The organism is Pusillimonas sp. SM2304, from assembly GCF_031628915.1.
Classification (GTDB): domain Bacteria; phylum Pseudomonadota; class Gammaproteobacteria; order Burkholderiales; family Burkholderiaceae_B; genus Pusillimonas_C.
Genome location: NZ_JAVLUJ010000003.1, coordinates 469,661 through 488,777 on the forward strand (window position 1 = coordinate 469,661; position 19,117 = coordinate 488,777).

Genomic DNA, 19,117 nt, shown 5'->3' on the forward strand with positions numbered 1-19,117 from the left:
AAAACAAAAGGCGGAGCGCCTGTTGACAAGCGCCCCGCCCTTTTGATCAAGCCGGAATCAGCGTTTAGCAGGTACGTCGCGTGTTTGCGAGCCGGTGTAAAGCTGGCGCGGACGGCCGATCTTGTAGTCGGGATCGGACAGCATTTCGCTCCATTGGGCGATCCAGCCTACGGTACGCGCCAAGGCGAAGATCGCCGTAAACAAGGAAGTGGGAATACCGATGGCGCGCTGAACGATGCCCGAATAGAAGTCGACGTTCGGGTACAGCTTGCGCTCTACAAAGTACGGGTCTTCCAGCGCAATGCGCTCGAGCTCCATGGCCAGCTTGAACAGCGGGTCGTTTTCCAGGCCCAGCGCCGACAGGACTTCCTTGCAGGTTTCCTGCATCAGTTTGGCGCGCGGATCGTAGTTCTTGTAGACGCGATGGCCAAAGCCCATCAAGCGTACGCCCGAGTTCTTGTCCTTGACCTTTTCCATGAACTCGCCGACCTTGGCCACGCCGCCATTGGCCTGAAGCTCTTCGAGCATTTGCAGGCAAGCCTCGTTGGCGCCGCCATGCGCCGGACCCCACAGGCAACCCACGCCGGCGGCAATGGCCGCGAACGGATTGGTGCCCGACGAGCCGCACAGGCGAACCGTGGAGGTGGACGCGTTTTGCTCGTGGTCGGCATGCAAGATGAAGATACGGTCAAGCGCGCGCTCGACGACGTCGTTGACTTTGTAGTCTTCGCAAGGCGTGGCAAACATCATGCGCAGGAAATTGCCGGTGTACGACAAATCGTTCTGCGGATAGATGAAAGGCTGGCCCAGGGAATGCTTGTACGCCATCGCCACCAACGTCGGCATCTTGGCGATGAGCCGGATGGCCGATACATGGCGGTGATGCGGGTCGGTGATGTCGGTGGAATCGTGATAGAAGGCGGACAAGGCGCCCACCAGGCCGGTCAACACGGCCATGGGATGGGCGTCGCGCCGGAAACCCTGCAGGAAGATGCGCATCTGCTCGTGCACCATGGTGTGATTGGTCACCAGGGCATCGAATTCCGCTTTCTGGTTGCCGGCGGGCAGCTCGCCGTTCAGGATCAAATAGCAGATATCGAGGAAGTCGCAATTTTGCGCCAGCTGATCGATGGGATAACCGCGATAAAGCAGTTGGCCCTTGTCGCCGTCGATGTAGGTAATACCCGACTCGCACGAGGCCGTCGAGAGGAAACCGGGATCGTACGTGAACATGCCGCTTTGGCCGTACAGCTTCCGGATATCGATGACATCAGGACCGACAGTGCCTTGATAAACAGGGAACTCTATCGGCGCGCTACCGTCCGAAAACGATAGCGTGGCTTTTTTGTCTGACAATTGCATCACAATTTTCCTTAAAGGTTACAGCTTCTGCATTTGCGCGACCAGTCTGCGAATGTCAGGCGTATCGTATACGCCCGCAGGCTCTGTCCTGGCCAGCAACACATCAAGCAACTCGTTATCGCCCATCTCGAAAAGCAAAGACAAGGCAGAAACATCTGTGTCGGTTAGCTCGGCCTCATAGTGATCCAAAAACCGGGTGATGATCAGGTCATTTTCAAGCAGACCCCGGCGCGCGCGCCAGCGCAGGCGCGCGCGTTCCAGCTCTGATAACTTTCTCATCAGCGATCCTGAACCTTATATGGCACGGCGAACCAGCATTTCTTTGATCTTGCCGATCGCATGGGATGGGTTCAATCCCTTGGGACAGACATCGGCGCAGTTCATGATGGTGTGGCAACGGAACAGCCGGTAAGGGTCCTCGAGATTGTCGAGGCGCTCGCCGGTGGCTTCGTCGCGGCTATCCACAATAAACCGATACGCCTGCAAAAGGCCGGCCGGCCCCACGAACTTGTCGGGATTCCACCAGAACGAGGGGCAGGCCGTCGAGCAGCAGGCGCACAGAATGCACTCGTACAGGCCATCGAGCTCTTCGCGCGCCTCGGGCGACTGCAGACGCTCTTTCTCGGGCGGCGGCTGGTCGTTGATCAGGAAGGGCTTGATCGAGTGGTACTGATTGAAGAAGTGCGTCATGTCGACGATCAGGTCGCGCACGACGGGCAGCCCGGGCAGGGGCTTGAGCACGATGGGCTCTTTGAGCTCCAGCAGGTTGGTCGTGCACGCCAGGCCGTTCTTGCCGTTGATGTTCATGGCGTCGGAACCGCACACCCCTTCCCGGCACGACCGGCGCAACGCCAGGCTGTCGTCCACATCGTTCTTGATACGGATGATGGCATCGAGCAGCATCTTGTCGGTGGGCTGCAGCTCGACCTCGAGCTTCTGCATGTAAGGACGCTCGTCCTTGTCGGGATCGTAGCGGTAGATTTCAAATTTGACGATACGTTTTTGGCTCATTTCGATATCCTGCTTAGAAGGTCCGCGCCTTGGGCGGGAAGCTGTCCACGGTAAGCGGTTTCATGGTGACCGGCTTATATTCGAGACGGCTGCCTTCGGAGAACCACAAGGTATGGCGCAGCCAGTTTTCATCGTCGCGCTCGGGGTGGTCGCTGAGCGCATGCGCGCCGCGGCTTTCGGTGCGATTGGCCGCCGACTTGGTCGTTGCGCGGGCCACTTCGATCATGTTGGAGACCTCAAGCGCTTCGATACGGGCCGTGTTGAAGACCTTGGACTTGTCCTGGAAGTGGATGTGCTCGACTTGCTCGGCAATGCCTTCGATCGATTCCACGCCCTTGGCCAGCAGGTCCAGGGTACGGAACACGCCGCAATGATGCTGCATGGACATGCGCATGGCATTGGCGACATCCTGCACCTTTTCGCCGGACGTGCGCGACTCGATCTTGTTGACGCGATCGAGCGAGGCGTCGATGGACGACTCGGGAATGGGCTGGTGCGCGTGCTGACGTTCCGGATGCGTCTGGACGATATGGTTGCCCGCTGAACGGCCGAAGACGATCAGGTCGAGCAGCGAATTGGTGCCCAGGCGGTTTGCGCCGTGCACGGACGTGGCCGCGCACTCGCCGATGGCGTATAGGCCGTTGACTGTCGTGGTTTCGCCATTGGCGTAGCTGACGACCTGGCCATAGATATTGGTGGGGACGCCGCCCATCTGGTAGTGGATGGTGGGCACGACCGGGATCGGTTCCTTGATGGGATCGACGTTGGCGAACTTGATGGCGATCTCGCGAATGGACGGCAGGCGTTTCTGGATGGTTTCCGCCCCCAGGTGATCGAGCTTGAGCACCACGTAGCTGCCATCGCCGCAACCGCGCCCTTCTTTGATTTCCTGGTCCATGGAACGCGAGACGAAATCGCGCGGCGCCAAGTCCTTGAGGGTGGGCGCGTAACGCTCCATGAAGCGTTCGCCGTCTTTATTGAGCAGTATACCGCCTTCGCCGCGCACGCCTTCGGTAATCAGCACGCCCGCGCCGGCCACGCCGGTGGGGTGGAATTGCCAGAACTCGAGGTCTTGCAGCGGCAGGCCCGCACGGGCGGCCATGCCCAGGCCGTCGCCGGTATTGATGAATGCGTTGGTGGAGGCCGCCCAGATGCGGCCGGCGCCGCCAGTGGCCAACACGGTCTGCTTGGCTTCCAGCACGTAGATTTCGCCGGTTTCCATTTCAAGCGCCGTGACGCCCAGGACGTCGCCCGCCTCGTTGCGCAGCAGATCGAGCGCCATCCATTCGACAAAGAACTGCGTGCGCGCCGCCACATTGCGCTGATACAGCGTGTGCAGCATGGCATGGCCGGTACGGTCGGCCGCCGCACAGGCGCGCTGAACGGGTTTTTCACCGAAATTGGCCGTGTGGCCGCCGAACGGACGCTGATAGATCGTGCCGTCGGGGTTGCGGTCGAAAGGCATGCCGAAGTGCTCGAGCTCGTACACGGCATTGGGCGCTTCGCGGCACATGAATTCGATGGCGTCCTGGTCGCCGAGCCAGTCGGAACCCTTGACGGTATCGTACATGTGCCAATACCAGTTGTCTTCGCTCATGTTGCCCAGCGATGCACTGACCCCGCCTTGCGCGGCAACGGTGTGCGAACGCGTGGGAAACACTTTGGACAGAACAGCGACCGACAAGCCGGCCTGCGCCAGTTGCAATGAGCAACGCATGCCGGCTCCGCCGGCGCCTACGACCACCACATCAAACTGGCGGCGTGGTAAGGAATTTTTGACAGCAGCCACGGCTTATAAACTCCAGAGAATTTTTGCGAAATAAATAACGGCGCCGACCAGCCACAGGATGGTCAGTACCTGCAGGAACAGGCGCAGGCCGGCCAGACGGACGTAGTCCATCCAGATGTCGCGGACGCCGATCCAGGCATGCCAGGCCAGCGACAAGAACGCCAGCGTGGCCAGCAACTGCCCCACGGGCAGGCTCAGGCAGGTGAACGTGAACAGATTGCGCCAGCCTTCGAAGTCGAGTTCAGGCGTAAACAGGATGCCGCCGAGCAGCACAAGGGTGTAGACGGCCATGATGACCGCGGTGACCCGCTGGGCGATGAAATCGAGGGTGCCGTAATGCGCGCCGACGACCAGGCGCTGTGTACCGATGCGTTCTTGAGCCATTACCACACCCCAAACAATTTAAGACCGAAGACCAGTGTCAGCGCCAGGCTGACGCCGAACACGACACCCGCCGTCTTTTGGGCAGTGTGCTTGTCGTTGCCGATGTGCAGGTCGAGCACCAGGTAGCGGATGCCCGCGCAGAAGTGGTGCAGATAGCCCCAGATAAGCGCCAGCAGAACCAGCTTGCACAGCGGATTGGCCACCCAGGCCTGGATGCTGGCGAAGCTTTCGTGCGACGTCACGCTGAGCGCGAACAAGGGCAAGATCACCAGCGGAATACAGAGAAACAGCAAGGCGCCGCTTGCACGGTGCAAGATGGATGATTTTCCTGCCAGGGGCAGACGGTAGCTCAGGATCTGCGGTACGCTAAGGTTGCGAAACTGCGGACGCGGCTTTGAAGCTGAATCGGACATGATGGCCTCGAGTTAAAACAAAGTAATTTATTGCAAAGCGCTACGAGCATTTTCGCCGATTTAACACGGATGTACCAAATCGAAGAAAAGGCCCTTTTAATTCAAACTGTTTCGATAATGGAAGCGTTCTGTTACGTATAGCCCCCTGCGCACTTCCATTGGCCGGTCGCCATAGGTGTACGACACGCGCTCGACCTGCAGCAAGGCGGTGCCCGGCTCGACCTGCAGCCGCTGCGAGGGTTCCTCTGCCGCACAGACAGCACGGATTTTTTCCTCGGCCCGCACCATGCTGACGCCGAACTCGGACTCGAACAAGGCGTACAAAGGCCCCCGGTAGCGGGCCAGCGACTCGGCGGTCAAGCCGCGGAATGCCGCGCCGGGCAACCAGATGTCGTCCAGTATGGTGGGGGTTTGGTCGAAGGAAAGCAGACGGCGGATATTGACCACCATTTCACCGCTGCGCAATTCAAGCAAGGCGGCGATGTCGGTGGGCGCCTTGATCCGGCGGCAATCCAGGATCTGGCTGCCCGAGACGGCCTGCTTGCCGTCATCAGGGGTCAGCCGAAGGAAGCGAAAACGCACCTTGGCTTCGTGGTGGGTCGCCACGAACGTACCCTTGCCCTGCCGGCGCAGCAGCAGGTTATCGGCGGCAAGCTCGTCGATGGCCTTGCGCACCGTGCCCTGGCTGACCTGAAAACGCGCGGCCAGCTCGAGCTCGCTGGGTATCGATTCCCCCGGCTTCCATTCACCCCGGTCCAGGCTTTGCAGCAGCAGGCCCTTGATCTGCTGGTACAGCGGGCTGAACGCAGCGCTGCTGGCAGCGCGTTCAGGTACCGGACCTCGATCAGTTAGGGGTGTGTCAGACATGGGAAGGGTCAATACGGCGACAGAGCGCAAGTTCAAAAAAAGCGGATGGAACGCCCGCTATTCTCGCATGCTTGGGCGTTTCTGTCTAACACTCTTCTGTCTTATATAAGATATAAGATGTTTGACTAAAAACCCTTTTTTGGCTACGCTAGCGCCTTGTGCCCAAGCGGTGCAGGGTGTCCTGTTTCTTGCCGCGTAGCGGTATCGGCCTGTTCTCCGGGCCATCGCCGGCCGTGAAAGAACGCCCTCAAAGAATTACACTGTCTGTTGTCTCTTCATCCTCACTCATTCCTAACATCTACCGGGAGATTGTTCATGTCCAAACCCGCCATGCGTGTCGCCGTCACCGGCGCTGCCGGCCAAATCGGCTACGCCCTGCTGTTCCGTATCGCCTCAGGCGAAATGCTCGGCAAGGATCAGCCCGTCATTCTTCAACTGCTCGAAATTCCCGACGAGAAAGCCCAGAAAGCGCTGCAAGGCGTCATGATGGAGCTGGATGATTGCGCCTTCCCGCTGCTCGCCGGCATGAGCGCCCACAGCGACGCGCGCGAAGCTTTCAAGGATGCCGACGTGGCCCTGCTGGTTGGCGCACGCCCCCGCGGTCCCGGCATGGAGCGCAAAGACCTGCTGCAAGTGAACGCCCAGATCTTCACCGCCCAGGGCAAGGCCCTGAACGATGTCGCCAGCCGCAATGTCAAAGTGCTGGTCGTGGGCAACCCGGCCAACACCAATGCCTACATCGCCATGAAATCGGCGCCCGACCTGCCCGCCAAGAACTTCACCGCCATGCTGCGCCTGGACCACAATCGCGCCCTGTCCCAGTTGTCCGCCAAATCGGGCAAGCCCGTCGCCGACATCGAGAAGCTGATCGTGTGGGGCAACCATTCGCCCACCATGTACCCAGACATCCGCTTTGCCACCGTGGGCGGTGAAAGCCTGGCCGGCCTGATCAACGACGACGCCTGGAATCGCGATACCTTCATTCCCACCGTGGGCAAGCGCGGCGCCGCCATCATCGACGCACGCGGCCTGTCGTCCGCCGCCTCGGCCGCCAATGCCGCGATCGACCACGTCCGCGACTGGGTGCTGGGCTCGAACGGCAAATGGGTCACCATGGGCATACCTTCCGACGGCTCCTACGGCATTCCGGAAGGCATCATCTACGGCGTGCCCGTCACGACGGCCAATGGCGAATACACCCGCATCGAAGGGCTGGACATCGATGCCTTCTCGCGCGAACGCATGGACTTCACCCTGAAGGAACTGCTTGAAGAACGCGACGGCGTGCAAGACCTGCTGAAGTAAGCAGCGCCCTCCAAAAAAATGCCGCCCATCATGGCGGCATTTTTTTTGCTGCGGCGCCGGCCGATCAGGGCTCGATCGGCGGCAGGTCTTCAGCCAGGATGCGCAGGCTGGCCTGCAAGGCGCGGGTGTAGCGCTGCTTTTCGGCCTTGATGCGCGCATCATCCCAGGCATAGAAACCTTGCCCGGATTTCATGCCCAACTGACCATTCTTGGGCTTGTCCGACAGGACCGCGGGCGGTATGGCCGTATTGGACAAAGAAGGATAGATGGTGGCCGCAGCCGCGGCATGCACATCCAGGCCCGCATGCTCTTTTTGCAGGACCGGCCCCGCGGCCAGGTAGCGGAAACCGAACCCGAAACGCACGGCGGCGTCGATGTCTTCCGGCGAGGCAATACCTTCCTGTATCAAGGAAAAGGCCTCGCGGCCCAGGGCATGCTGCAGCCGGTTTCCGATAAAGCCCGGGACGTCCTTGCGCACCAGAATAGGCACCGAGCCGCAGCGCCGCATGAATGCGGACAAGGCGTCGGCGGCGCCCGGGTCGGTCGCCGGCCCCAGCACCACCTCGGCCAGGGGCACGATATGGGCGGGCATGAAAAAGTGCAGGCCTATCATGCGCTCTTGCGTCGGCAGCCCTTGGGCAATCTGGCTGATGGGAAAACTGGAACTATTGCTGGCCAGCAAGGTATGGGCGGGCGCCTTGTCCGCCAGCGCCTTGAACAGCTCGCGCTTGATCTCCAGCGATTCCGGCACGCATTCAATCATCAGGTTGACGTCCTGCCAGTCCACCTCGTCGATCGACGCGGCCATGGCCAGCAGGCCGATGTTGTCGCCCCGCTCGATCGCCTGCAGGTTCTCGGCGATTTTCTCGCGGATGCCCTGGTGCAGTGCCTGCCTGGGTTCGACGAGGACGGTCTTGCAACGCGCCCGCAGCAGCACGACAGCCACATCGGCCCCCATGATGCCGCCGCCGACCACGACGGCGCGGGCGGCGCTGGGCGCACCCAGCCATTGCTCTTGTTTCATGTTTTTAACCCTTTCTGTTCTGATCAGATTGACGATGATCGTGTTGTAAATAATATTGATTGCGTGCCAGGTATTCGTCACGCGCGGGGAAGATGTGTTCGCGGCTGATACGCACCAGATCGCCGCGCCGGCCCTCTTTCAGCGCCTGGATCATGGCGCGGTGGTCGCGGCGCGAACGCTTTTGCGCCTTGGGCGACTGCGCGGAGCTGAACCGGATGGCGTTGGTCTGGATTGAATAATATTCAATCGAGTCCACCATGACGCGATTCGGGCACAGCGCGAAAAACGCGGCATGGAAATCGCCGTTCGCCCTGAAGATGGCACGGGGATCTTCGGCAATGACCGCCTGGTCGTGCACCTGCTGCAACGCCTCGAGGCGCTCGATGTCTTCCGGACGCGCAGGCAGTTCAATGCGGGACAGCGCCTCGGTTTCAAGCAGCTCGCGCATGCCGTACAGGTCCTGGACCTCTGACAGGTGAAACGAACGCACCAGCGCGCCCACGTTCTTCCGGTGCTCTACCAGCCCCAGGTGAACCAATTCGGCAAGCGCAGACCGGATCACATGGCGCCGCACCCCGAACCGCGCCATCAGCTCATCTTCCACCAAGCGCTGTTTCGGGTGCAGTATGTTCAGGACGATGTCTTCTTCAAGCTGCCGGACGATGCCGTCCACAGCGGAATGGGCCAATGCAACAGCGCTCATGGTTACTCCTGCCGTTCGGTGGGCAAGCCCGGTTGGAAAGGCTGCTGTTAAGAGCAGCGCATGGGAAAACTTGCGTTTTTCTGGTCGCGTCGTTAAAGTGGATCCAGATATTATTAATAATATTATCAATTAATGTTTTGCATCCGGCAAGAACTGATTCACCCTGGGGACTATCAAGCATGTTCAACACCCACGCAGCACTAAGGAAAACACTACTGGCCTCGGTTTTGGCCGGCGTCGCCTGTATGGCGGCGCCGATCACCGGGGCGCAATCGTCCTATCCCAACCAGCCCATCAAGCTCATCGTGCCCTACCCGCCCGGCGGCGCCACAGACGTGATCGGCCGCATCATCGGCAAGGCGCTGTCCGATGAATTGAAGGTGCAGGTGGTGGTGGACAATCGCAGCGGCGCATCGGGCAGCATTGGCGCCTCTGAAGTGGCGCGCAGCAAGCCGGACGGCAATACGCTGCTGCTGGGGGCGCTGACCAGCCATTCCATTTATCAGAATCTGTATGCAAAGAATGTCAGCTACAACCTGAATACGGACTTCCAGCCGGTGTCCATCGTCGGCAAGGTGCCGCTGGTGTTCGTGGTCAACCCAGCGGTCAAGGCCAACAGCCTGCCAGAGCTGATCGAACTCGCCACGCAGCAGCCCGAGCATTACAGCATCGCTTCGGCAGGCATAGGCTCGCCCCAGCACATGGCGGCAGAACTGTTCAGCATCACCAGCAAGGTCAAGCTGACTTCGGTGCCCTACCGTGGCAGCGGCCCCGCCATGACGGACGTGGTGGGCGGCCAAGTGGACGCCATGATCGAAACCGTGCCCGCCGCGCAGGCTTTCATCAAATCGGACAAGCTGCGGGCGCTGGCGGTGACATCGGCCGAGCGCGCACCCACCCTGCCCGACGTGCCCACCGCCAAAGAGGCCGGCCTGGACGACTTCGAAGTCAGCTCCATGTTCGGCGTGCTGGCGCCGGCCGGACTCGACAACGACAAGCTGAGTATTCTGACCCAGGCGGTCCAGAAAGCGCTCTCGGACAAGTCTGTGCAAGATGCGCTGCTGAACCAGGGCGTGGTGACCGGCTATCAAGACCCGGAACAAGCCAGGCAGTCGTTGAGCGACGAAATCGAAAAATGGCGGAAGGTGATCGATACAGCCGGCATCGAGCCCGAGCAGTAAAAGCGTCATGCCTGCCCGGCCCGCGGTGGCGGGCAGGCTTCAAAAGCGATGCGCTTGCGTTTTACTCAAGGCTGCCCTGGGGCAGCCTTTTTATTTTCCGCCACAGGGTCGTGCGGCTGATGCCCAGGCGAGCCGCTGCCCTATCGCGATTTCCCCCACACTCGGCCAGGACATCCCGCAAAAGCGCCTGTTCCGCGGCTTCGCGGCCACGCCGCAGCGCCGGCTGGGAGGACTGGCCGGCAAAAAGCTCCGGCGCGATGTCCTTGAGCTCATCCGCCGTGATCGGGCCGCCTTCGCGGGCCGGCCCGCGAAACACCATGGTGCGCTCCATCAGATTCTCGAGCTCGCGGATGTTGCCCGGCCAGGCATAACCCTGGGCAGCCGTCACGATGGCCTGGATCAATGCGTCGTCGGCCAATTGCCGATTACCGAGCCGGCCGGCAATCTTGTCAGCAAGATGCCGAGCCAGCAAAGGCAGGTCGCCCGCGCGGTCCCTTAAGGCCGGCAAGTGCACCAGCAATATATTCAGCCTGTAGTACAGGTCCTGGCGAAACTCGCCCTGCCGAACCTGCTGCGCCAGATTCCGATGCGTCGCCGCGATCACGCGCACATCGACAGGGGTGGGCTCGGTCGCACCGATGCGCAGGACTTCTTTTTCCTGCAGCACACGCAATAGACGGGTCTGCAGCGACAAGGGCATTTCACCGATCTCGTCAAGAAAGATCGTGCCGGTGTGCGCCGCTTCGAACAGGCCCACTTTGCCGCCGCGGCTGGAGCCGGTGAACGCGCCATCCACATAGCCGAACAGCTCGCTCTCGAGCAGGGTGTCGGGAAAGGCCGCGCAGTTGATCGCCACAAAGGGCTGGGACTGGCGGGGACTGGCATTGTGTATGCCCTGGGCCAGCAGCTCCTTCCCGGTTCCGCTCTCGCCGACGATGAGCACGGTGGCGCTGCTTTGCGCGCAGGTCTGGGCGCGCTGCCTGACCTGCACAAGCGCTTCGCTATGGCCAATCAGGTTGGCCAGGCCGTACTTGGCCTTGCGCACCGTCGGCTGGCCACGCGAGCGCAGGCTGCGATCCACCCGCTGAATGGCGATGGGATCCTGGCAGATCAGCACCGCCCCGGTATGCCTGCCTTGCTCTACGATGGGCATGCGCGTGACCACCACCGTCTTGCCGTTCACCTGCTGGACCCGCTCTACTTCGGCCTCGCCCGTGCGCAGGGTGTTGCCCAGGCTCAGTTCGCCCTGCACCGCGCCCAGGCGCTGCCCTATCATCTGCCCCGCCGGTATGCCGGCAATGGCCTCCATCGCAGGGTTGACCGTCTCGATGCGTTCGTCCAGGTCGACCGCCACGACACCGTCTTTCAACTGCCCCAATATGGTGTTGAGTTTTTCGCGTCTTGCGGCTTCCTGCCGCGCAATGCGCGCCACCTCGATGGCGTCTTCCATGGCCTCGCGCACGGCGCCTTGCGAATACAGCAAGAGCCCTTCCAGGCCGTAGGAGCGGGCCAGGTCGACGACCAGGCCCGGCGCGACAATGACCTCGGTGCCCAGCGCCGCCAATTCTTGCACGCAGGCCTCGGCTTCTTCCTCGGTCGTGTAGGCACGCAACTCGACCTGCAGCGAAAAGCGTTCGTTGAAGTGCGCGAGTTCGGGCGGAACGGCGCCGTAGGTCACCAAGGCTACCCGGCGCGACTTGCCTGAAGCGCGCGCCAGGCCGCGCATGACATCGAAGCCCCCGGGCTTGACCAGCACCACCGGCAGGTCAAGGTGCTCGCGCAGAAAACCGCCGTTCGAGCCCGCCGACACCACCACATCCACGCCGCCCGCCTGGCGCAAGGCCATGATGCTTTCGACTGCATCCCCATAGGCCTTGTCCAGGATGACGACCTCGGCCACCTTGCCGTAATTGGGCGCCAGCTCTTCGAGCAAGGCGCGCAGTCCATGAAACCCCACTGCGGCAATACGCAAGCGGGCGCCGCCCAAGGCAGTAAAAAGCGCCATGTTCCCACCCCTTTGTTTCAGTTATTGAAACATAAATGAAACGCTATTATTTCATGAATGAAACAAAAATCGCAACAAGGCGGTGTTTCAATCCGGTACTGCAGCTGAATTTCCTTTTTGCTACGATCACTTAGCCCGCTGTTTGCCGTGACGCGCAGGGGCTGAAAAACTGGCACGGCGATTGCTTTAGTTCCGGCACTCATCGATGGCGCGGCCATTGTTCTCCACTACCAGAGAGGTTCCGACGTGACCCAACCCAACTCCCAACCCGCTTCAGCCGGTGCGCTGTTCCGTCAGGCACTGCAGCAGGAACAGCCTTTGCAAGTCATTGGCGCCATCAATGCCAACCACGCCCTGCTTGCCAAGCGCGCAGGCTACAAAGCCATCTACCTGTCGGGCGGCGGCGTCGCCGCGGGCTCGCTGGGGCTGCCCGATCTGGGCATCAATACCTTGGACGACGTACTGACCGACATTCGCCGGATCACCGACGTATGCGATCTGCCCTTGATGGTGGACATCGATACCGGCTTCGGCCCATCGGCCTTCAACATTGCCCGCACGATCAAAAGCCTGATCAAGTTCGGCGCTGCGGCCTGTCACATTGAAGACCAGGTCGGCGCCAAGCGTTGCGGCCACCGCCCGGGCAAGGAAATCGTCACCGCCCAGGAAATGGTCGACCGCGTCAAGGCTGCCGTCGATGCACGCACCGACAGCAACTTCTTCATCATCGCCCGTACCGATGCCATTGCCGTCGAAGGGGTGGACGCCGCGCTGGACCGCGCCGCCGCCTGCGTCGAAGCCGGCGCCGACGCGATCTTTGCCGAAGCGTCTTATGACCTGGCCACTTTCGAGCGCTTTTCCAAAGCCTTGAACGTGCCCGTCCTGGCCAACATCACCGAGTTCGGCAAGACGCCGTTGTTTACCGTCGAGGAACTGAAATCGGCCGGTGTCGGCATGGTACTGTATCCGCTGTCGGCCTTCCGGGCGATGAACAAGGCTGCCGAAACCGTCTACGAAGCCATACGCCGCGACGGCCACCAGAAAAACGTGATCGATCTCATGCAAACCCGCGACGAGCTCTACGACCGTATCGGCTACCACGAATACGAATCCCGGCTTGACGCGCTGTTCCAGCAAGGCAAATCGAAATAATCTTTACAGGAGTTCAGACATGGCTAACACCGAAGCACAAGAAAACAAACCCAAAGTCAAGAAATCCGTCGCGCTGTCGGGCGTGGTGGCCGGCAACACGGCCCTGTGCACCGTCGGACTCAGCGGCAACGACCTGCACTACCGCGGCTACGACATCCTGGACATCGCCGAAGCCTGCGAATTCGAAGAAATCGCCCACTTGCTGGTCCACGGCAAGCTGCCCAACAAGGCCGAACTGGCCGCCTACAAACAGAAGCTGCGCAAGCTGCGCGGCCTGCCGGCCCAGTTGCAAGCCGCGCTGGAAGCCCTGCCCGCGGCCAGCCACCCCATGGACGTGATGCGCACCGCCGTCTCGGTGCTGGGCTGCATCCTGCCCGAAAAAGACGATCACAATCTGCCCGACGCGCGCGACATCGCCGACCGCCTGATGGCCAACCTGGGCTCCGCGCTGCTGTACTGGTACCACTACAGCCATAACGGCCACTATATCGACGTGCAAACCGACGACGACAGCATCGGCGGCCATTTCCTGCACCTGCTGCACGGCAAGAAACCCAGCGATGAATGGGTGCGCGCCATGCATACCTCGCTCATCCTGTACGCCGAGCACGAATTCAACGCCTCTACCTTTACCAGCCGCGTGATTGCGGGCACCGGGTCCGACATGTATTCGGCCATTGCCGGCGGCATCGGCGCGCTGCGCGGGCCCAAGCACGGCGGCGCCAACGAAGTGGCTTTCGAAATCCAGAAACGCTACGAATCGCCCGACGAAGCCGAGGCCGACGTTCGCCGCCGGGTCGAAAACAAAGAAGTCATCATTGGCTTCGGCCACCCGGTATACACCGTTTCCGACCCGCGCAACAAAGTCATCAAAGACGTTGCCCGCAAGCTGTCCGAGAAAGAACAGAACACCAAGATGTACGACATCGCCGAACGCCTGGAAACGGTCATGTGGGACATCAAGAAAATGTTCCCCAATCTGGACTGGTTCTCGGCCGTGTCCTATCACATGATGGGCGTGCCCACCGCGATGTTCACGCCTTTGTTCGTGATCGCCCGCACAGCGGGCTGGGCGGCGCACATCATCGAGCAGCGCGTCGACAACAAGATCATCCGCCCGACGGCCAATTACGTCGGCCCCGAAGACCAGAAATTCGTTCCCCTGGACAAGCGCTAAGCCGCCATGAACACTGAACACCGCAAACCCCTGCCCGGCACCCGGCTCGACTTCTTCGACGCGCGCGCCGCCGTCGACGCCATCCAGCCGGGCGCCTACGACACCCTGCCTTATACTTCGCGCGTGCTGGCCGAAAACCTGGTGCGCCGCTGCGATCCAGGCACCCTGGACGCATCGCTCAGGCAACTGATCGAGCGCAAGCGCGACCTGGACTTTCCGTGGTTTCCCGCCCGGGTGGTCTGCCACGACATTCTGGGCCAGACCGCGCTGGTCGACCTGGCCGGCCTGCGCGAGGCCATTGCCAAGCAAGGCGGGGACCCTTCGCAAGTCAATCCGGTCGTGCCGACCCAGTTGATCGTCGACCATTCGCTGGCCGTCGAGCATGGCGGCTTCGACAAGGACGCGTTCGAGAAAAACCGCGCCATCGAAGACCGCCGCAACGATGACCGTTTCCACTTCATCAACTGGACCAAGAAGGCCTTCAAGAACGTCGATGTGATTCCGCCGGGCAACGGCATCATGCACCAGATCAACCTGGAAAGGATGTCGCCGGTCATCCACGCCCGCGACGGCGTGGCCTACCCCGACACCCTGGTCGGCACAGACAGCCACACGCCGCACGTCGACGCCCTGGGCGTCATCGCCATCGGCGTGGGCGGCCTGGAAGCGGAAAGCGTCATGCTGGGCCGCGCGTCGTGGATGCGCCTGCCGGACATCATCGGCGTCGAACTTACCGGCAAGCTGCAGCCCGGCATCACCGCCACCGACCTGGTGCTGGCCTTGACGGAATTCCTGCGCAGCCAGAAGGTCGTGTCCTCGTACCTGGAGTTCTACGGCGAAGGCGCCGCGCGCCTGACGCTGGGCGACCGCGCCACCATCTCGAACATGACGCCCGAATACGGCGCCACCGCGGCGATGTTCTACATCGACCAGCAAACCATCGACTACCTGAAGCTGACCGGGCGCGACGACGAGCAGGTCAAGCTGGTGGAAACCTATGCCCGGCATACCGGGCTCTGGGCCGACAGCCTGGCAACGGCCGAATACGAACGCGTGCTGAAGTTCGACCTGTCGTCGGTGGTGCGCAACATTGCCGGCCCGTCCAACCCGCACCGCCGCGTCCCCACTTCCGAACTGGCGGGGCGCGGCATCTCGGGCGTGGTCGAAAACGAACCCGGCCTGATGCCGGACGGCGCGGTGATCATCGCCGCCATCACCAGTTGCACCAATACCAGCAACCCCCGCAACGTGATTGCGGCGGGGCTGCTGGCGCGCAACGCCAATGCGCGCGGCCTGACCCGCAAGCCCTGGGTCAAGTCTTCCTTGGCGCCCGGCTCCAAGGCGGTACAGCTGTATCTGGAAGACGCGCAGTTGCTGCCCGAACTCGAGCAACTGGGCTTCGGCATCGTGGGCTTTGCCTGCACCACCTGTAATGGCATGAGCGGCGCCCTGGACCCCAAGATCCAGCAAGAGGTGGTCGATCGCGACCTGTACGCCACCGCCGTCCTGTCGGGCAACCGCAACTTCGATGGCCGCATCCACCCCTACGCCAAGCAGGCTTTCCTGGCTTCGCCGCCGCTGGTGGTTGCCTATGCCATTGCGGGCACGATCCGCTTCGATATCGAGAAAGACGCCCTGGGCACCGATCAGGACGGCAAGCCCGTCACCCTGAAAGACATCTGGCCCACCGATGAAGAGATCGACGCCATTGTCGCGGCCAGCGTCAAGCCCGAGCAGTTCCGCACGGTATACGAACCCATGTTCGCCGCCAGCGTGGTTCAGGGCGAGCAGCTCAACCCGCTGTACGAATGGCGCCCGCAAAGCACGTACATTCGTTGTCCGCCCTACTGGGAAGGCGCCCTGGCGGGCGAACGCAGCCTGAAGGGCATGCGTCCGCTGGCCGTGCTGGGCGACAACATCACCACCGATCACTTGTCGCCCTCCAACGCCATTCTGGCAAGCAGCGCGGCAGGCGAGTACCTGGCCAAAATGGGCCTGCCCGAAGAGGACTTCAATTCCTACGCCACACACCGCGGCGACCACCTGACGGCCCAGCGCGCCACCTTTGCCAACCCCAAGCTGCTGAACGAAATGGTGCAGGAGAATGGGCAAGTCAAGCAAGGCTCGCTGGCCCGCATCGAACCGGACGGCAAGGTGGTCCGGATGTGGGAAGCCATTGAAACCTATATGGAGCGCAAGCAGCCGCTGATCATTGTGGCGGGCGCCGACTACGGCCAGGGTTCGTCGCGCGACTGGGCTGCCAAGGGCGTGCGCCTGGCCGGCGTGGAAGCCATTGCAGCCGAAGGCTTCGAGCGCATCCACCGCACCAACCTGGTCGGCATGGGCGTGCTGCCGCTGGAGTTCAAGCCGGGCATCAATCGCCAGACGCTGAACATCGATGGCACCGAAACCTATGATGTCATCGGCGAACCCACGCCGCTGGCCACCCTGACGCTGGTGATCCATCGCAAGAACGGCGAACGCGTCGAAGTGCCGATGACCTGTCGGCTGGACACGGCCGAAGAAGTGTCGATCTACGAAGCGGGCGGCGTGCTGCAGCGCTTTGCGCAGGACTTCATTGAATCGGCAACGGCCAGTTAAGGAAAGCAAAGGATAAGGACTGCCCCATGGCTTATCAACCTCAGATCAAAGTGCCGGCCACGTATATGCGCGGCGGCACCAGTAAAGGCGTTTTCTTCCGGTTGCAGGATCTGCCCGAAGCTGCGCAAAAACCGGGCCCCGCCCGCGATGCGCTGCTGCTGCGCGTGATCGGCAGCCCCGATCCCTACGGCAAGCACACCGACGGCATGGGCGGCGCCACGTCGAGCACCAGCAAGACGGTCATCCTGTCGAAAAGCACACGGCCCGATCACGATGTCGACTATTTGTTCGGCCAGGTGTCCATCGACACGCCATTTATCGACTGGAGCGGGAACTGCGGCAATCTTTCCGCCGCGGTGGGGCCTTTTGCCGTCAGCAACGGGCTGGTGGACGCCGGCCGTATTCCACAGGACGGGGTGGCCACGGTCCGCATCTGGCAAGCCAATATTGGCAAGACCATTGTCGCGCATGTGCCCATCACACAAGGCGCGGTGCAGGAAACCGGCGGCTTCGAGCTGGATGGCGTGACCTTCCCCGCGGCGGAGGTCCAGTTGGAATTCATGGACCCCGCGGCGGAAGAAGAAGGCGCCGGCGGGTCGATGTTTCCCACCGGCAATCTGGTCGATGACCTGGAGGTGCCGGGCGTCGGCACCTTGAAAGCCACGATGATCAACGCCGGCATTCCGACGGTGTTCATCAACGCCCAGGACATCGGCTACACCGGCACCGAGCTGCAGGATGCCATTAACGGCGATCCCAAGGCGCTGTCCATGTTCGAAACCATACGTGCCCATGGCGCAGTGCGCATGGGGCTGATTGCCCAGGTGGACGAGGCCGCCCGGCGCCAGCATACGCCTAAAGTGGCCTTCGTCGCGGGGCCGGCGGGGTATACGGCGTCGAGCGGCAAGCAGGTGGACGCCTCCGGTATCGATCTGGTCGTGCGCGCGCTGTCGATGGGCAAGCTGCATCACGCGATGATGGGAACGGCGGCGGTGGCCATCGGTACGGCCGCCGCGATTCCGGGCACGCTGGTGAATCTGGCGGCAGGCGGCGGCGAACGGCAGGCAGTGACCTTCGGCCATCCTTCAGGCACGTTGCGGGTGGGCGCGGAAGCGAGCCAGGAGGGCGGCGAATGGGTCGTGAAGAAGGCGATCATGAGCCGCAGCGCACGGGTGCTGATGGAGGGATGGATACGGGTGCCCGGGGATGTGATGTAGCGGGCGCTGCCTGGTGTCTTTGTATGATCGGCCTCTGTGATATGAGGCCGATTTTTTTGGCTGATCCCATTTTTGGCTGGCTTGATCTTTGTCTGGTTTGGGCCTTCCGGTTCTGATTCGGGTTCGGATTCGGGTTCGGATTCGGGTTCGGATTCGGGTTTTTGCTGGTTCTTGAGGCCCTGGGGTGGTTGGGCGCCGGCCAGGCTTCCATCGCTGCGATCCCGGCTAGCGCCGGGATTTCCCGTGTTCCGGATGGCAGCCAGGGCGTGCGCAAACTCGCCGAATGGACAATCCCCCGGATTGTCCAAAGCACTCGGCTCAAACATGCGCGCACTTGCCTCCCTGCCCGCCATCCGGAACACGGCGCGCTCAAAGTCAGCCCGGCCTGCCCCCAACCACCCCAGGGCAAGCGCAAGGACATAAACATCGATATCGACTTTAAGTTGGATATCGGTCTGTGCCTAGGCTTGGGCCTGGGCACAAGTGTTGTCATCCGCATTGCCTTGAGGCTGGGGCTGGAAGATTGGGATTGGATCCGAACGTCAACACAGGTATGAACATGGCACGAACATGCACATGAACACAACCAACATGAACATGAACATGAACACAACCATGACATAAGCCTGCTCAGCAAAGCAAGACGGCCAAATGCGTTTCCCCGCTCTAAAGACGCTGGGCCTGACGCTGGATAGAGCGAGGATTGAGCACGCCGTCCTTGTTGGCGTTGCCGGGGAGGCAAGGCTGCAATTGTTCGAGCAACACGGGTGTTGGCAGCCCAGTGGGCTGCCAACGTTGCGAGTTTTGCAGCCGCCCCGGCAGCGCCAACAAGGACGGGCAATCCCGGCAACGCCGGGATCGTGCGATTCTCTCGCGGCATCCAGCGCCAGGCCCAGCGTCTCTTAAGAACCGAAGCACCTCTTAAG

17 protein-coding genes are annotated in these 19,117 nt (G+C 61.6%); 7 read left to right on the forward strand and 10 right to left on the reverse strand.

Annotation, left to right across the window (positions count from 1 at the left end; translation table 11 throughout):
• Nucleotides 1-57 precede the first annotated feature (57 nt).
• The 7 genes from gltA to RE432_RS17090 all read right to left on the reverse strand — a co-directional run bounded on the left by gltA (nucleotide 58) and on the right by RE432_RS17090 (nucleotide 5,826).
• Nucleotides 58-1,362 carry a citrate synthase gene (gene gltA, locus RE432_RS17060; protein ID WP_310934728.1) on the reverse strand — a complete coding sequence of 435 codons (1,305 nt, stop codon included), beginning with the start codon at nucleotides 1,360-1,362 and terminating at the stop codon, nucleotides 58-60.
• 18 nt (nucleotides 1,363-1,380) lie between these two features.
• Complete coding sequence (locus tag RE432_RS17065; protein ID WP_310934730.1) at nucleotides 1,381-1,641, reverse strand: succinate dehydrogenase assembly factor 2; 261 nt, start codon at nucleotides 1,639-1,641, stop codon at nucleotides 1,381-1,383.
• Nucleotides 1,642-1,656: 15 nt separating this feature from the next.
• Entirely contained in the window at nucleotides 1,657-2,373 is a 717-nt protein-coding gene (locus RE432_RS17070) for a succinate dehydrogenase iron-sulfur subunit (RefSeq protein WP_310934731.1), read from the reverse strand.
• Nucleotides 2,374-2,386: 13 nt separating this feature from the next.
• Nucleotides 2,387-4,162, reverse strand: coding sequence for a succinate dehydrogenase flavoprotein subunit (gene sdhA, locus RE432_RS17075; RefSeq protein WP_310934732.1), 1,776 nt, complete (start codon nucleotides 4,160-4,162; stop codon nucleotides 2,387-2,389).
• Between the two features lie 3 nt (nucleotides 4,163-4,165).
• The gene (sdhD, locus tag RE432_RS17080; protein WP_310934733.1) at nucleotides 4,166-4,546 is read right to left on the reverse strand and encodes a succinate dehydrogenase, hydrophobic membrane anchor protein; all 381 of its coding nucleotides are present in this window, start codon (nucleotides 4,544-4,546) and stop codon (nucleotides 4,166-4,168) included.
• Entirely contained in the window at nucleotides 4,546-4,959 is a 414-nt protein-coding gene (gene sdhC / locus RE432_RS17085; protein WP_310934734.1) for a succinate dehydrogenase, cytochrome b556 subunit, read from the reverse strand. Before sdhC ends, sdhD begins: the two co-directional genes overlap by 1 nt.
• A gap of 96 nt (nucleotides 4,960-5,055) precedes the next feature.
• Nucleotides 5,056-5,826 (reverse strand): GntR family transcriptional regulator, encoded by a 771-nt coding sequence (locus tag RE432_RS17090; protein WP_310934736.1) that lies wholly within the window; start codon nucleotides 5,824-5,826, stop codon nucleotides 5,056-5,058.
• A 315-nt stretch (nucleotides 5,827-6,141) separates the two neighbouring features.
• Here RE432_RS17090 and RE432_RS17095 point away from each other — a divergent pair, with 315 nt between their 5' ends.
• Nucleotides 6,142-7,131 carry a malate dehydrogenase gene (locus RE432_RS17095; protein ID WP_310934737.1) on the forward strand — a complete coding sequence of 330 codons (990 nt, stop codon included), beginning with the start codon at nucleotides 6,142-6,144 and terminating at the stop codon, nucleotides 7,129-7,131.
• 64 nt (nucleotides 7,132-7,195) lie between these two features.
• Here the strand turns inward: RE432_RS17095 and RE432_RS17100 are convergent, their stop codons facing one another.
• Nucleotides 7,196-8,155: a 3-hydroxyacyl-CoA dehydrogenase NAD-binding domain-containing protein gene (locus RE432_RS17100; protein ID WP_310934738.1), complete on the reverse strand. Its 960-nt coding sequence runs from the start codon at nucleotides 8,153-8,155 to the stop codon at nucleotides 7,196-7,198.
• A 4-nt stretch (nucleotides 8,156-8,159) separates the two neighbouring features.
• A complete protein-coding gene (locus RE432_RS17105; RefSeq protein ID WP_310934739.1) occupies nucleotides 8,160-8,858 on the reverse strand; it encodes a GntR family transcriptional regulator in 699 nt (232 codons plus the stop codon).
• A gap of 179 nt (nucleotides 8,859-9,037) precedes the next feature.
• Between RE432_RS17105 and RE432_RS17110 the strand changes: the two genes are divergently transcribed.
• Entirely contained in the window at nucleotides 9,038-10,039 is a 1,002-nt protein-coding gene (locus tag RE432_RS17110) for a tripartite tricarboxylate transporter substrate binding protein (RefSeq protein ID WP_310934740.1), read from the forward strand.
• Nucleotides 10,040-10,100: 61 nt separating this feature from the next.
• Here the strand turns inward: RE432_RS17110 and prpR are convergent, their stop codons facing one another.
• Complete coding sequence (prpR, locus tag RE432_RS17115; RefSeq protein ID WP_310934741.1) at nucleotides 10,101-12,044, reverse strand: propionate catabolism operon regulatory protein PrpR; 1,944 nt, start codon at nucleotides 12,042-12,044, stop codon at nucleotides 10,101-10,103.
• 246 nt (nucleotides 12,045-12,290) lie between these two features.
• Between prpR and prpB the strand changes: the two genes are divergently transcribed.
• The 5 genes from prpB (at nucleotide 12,291) to RE432_RS17140 (ending at nucleotide 18,748) form a co-directional block, all read left to right on the forward strand.
• On the forward strand, nucleotides 12,291-13,196 hold the full coding sequence (gene prpB / locus RE432_RS17120) for a methylisocitrate lyase (RefSeq protein WP_310934743.1): 906 nt from the start codon (nucleotides 12,291-12,293) through the stop codon (nucleotides 13,194-13,196).
• A gap of 19 nt (nucleotides 13,197-13,215) precedes the next feature.
• Nucleotides 13,216-14,373, forward strand: a complete 1,158-nt coding sequence (gene prpC, locus RE432_RS17125) for a 2-methylcitrate synthase (protein WP_310934744.1) — start codon at nucleotides 13,216-13,218, stop codon at nucleotides 14,371-14,373.
• Nucleotides 14,374-14,379: 6 nt separating this feature from the next.
• Nucleotides 14,380-16,974 carry a Fe/S-dependent 2-methylisocitrate dehydratase AcnD gene (acnD, locus tag RE432_RS17130; RefSeq protein WP_310934746.1) on the forward strand — a complete coding sequence of 865 codons (2,595 nt, stop codon included), beginning with the start codon at nucleotides 14,380-14,382 and terminating at the stop codon, nucleotides 16,972-16,974.
• 26 nt (nucleotides 16,975-17,000) lie between these two features.
• Nucleotides 17,001-18,191: a 2-methylaconitate cis-trans isomerase PrpF gene (prpF, locus tag RE432_RS17135; RefSeq protein ID WP_310934748.1), complete on the forward strand. Its 1,191-nt coding sequence runs from the start codon at nucleotides 17,001-17,003 to the stop codon at nucleotides 18,189-18,191.
• Nucleotides 18,192-18,352: 161 nt separating this feature from the next.
• A complete protein-coding gene (locus tag RE432_RS17140; protein WP_310934749.1) occupies nucleotides 18,353-18,748 on the forward strand; it encodes a hypothetical protein in 396 nt (131 codons plus the stop codon).
• Nucleotides 18,749-19,117 lie beyond the last annotated feature (369 nt).